Annotated in this window: 1 protein-coding gene; it reads left to right on the forward strand. The window is 66.4% G+C overall.

The genetic code is table 11. The annotated features are described in order from the left end of the window. Window positions 1-762 (forward strand): chaperonin GroEL (groEL, locus tag MXD62_RS09885; protein WP_248829041.1); only part of this gene is annotated, 762 nt, incomplete at both ends.

Raw genomic sequence — 762 nt, forward strand, 5'->3', positions numbered from 1 at the left:
CATGATCGCCGAGGCGATGGACAAGGTCGGCAAGGAAGGCGTCATCACCGTCGAGGAGAGCAACACCTTCGGGCTCGAGCTCGAGCTCACCGAGGGCATGCGCTTCGACAAGGGCTACATCTCGCCCTACTTCGTCACGGACACCGACCGCATGGAAGCTGTCCTCGACGACCCGTACATCCTGATCGCGAACAGCAAGATCTCCGCGGTCAAGGACCTCCTCCCGATCCTGGAGAAGGTCATGCAGGCCGGCAAGCCGCTGGCCATCATCTCCGAGGACGTCGAGGGCGAGGCCCTGGCGACCCTGGTCGTCAACAAGATCCGCGGCACGTTCAAGAGCACCGCGGTCAAGGCGCCGGGCTTCGGTGACCGCCGCAAGGCCATGCTGACCGACATCGCCGTCCTCACCGGCGGCCAGGTCATCTCCGAGGACGTCGGCCTCAAGCTCGAGGGCACCACCGTCGACCTGCTCGGCCGGGCCCGCAAGGTCGTCATCACCAAGGACGAGACCACCATCGTCGAGGGTGCCGGCGACGCGGACCAGATCGCGGGGCGGGTCAACCAGATCCGCAACGAGATCGAGAAGTCCGACTCCGACTACGACCGTGAGAAGCTCCAGGAGCGGCTGGCCAAGCTCGCCGGCGGCGTCGCGGTCATCAAGGTCGGCGCGGCCACCGAGGTCGAGCTCAAGGAGAAGAAGCACCGCATCGAGGACGCCGTCTCGAACGCGAAGGCCGCGGTCGAGGAGGGCATCGTCGCCGG

Source organism: Frankia sp. Mgl5, from assembly GCF_023242985.1.
Taxonomy (GTDB): Bacteria; Actinomycetota; Actinomycetes; order Frankiales; family Frankiaceae; genus Parafrankia; species Parafrankia soli.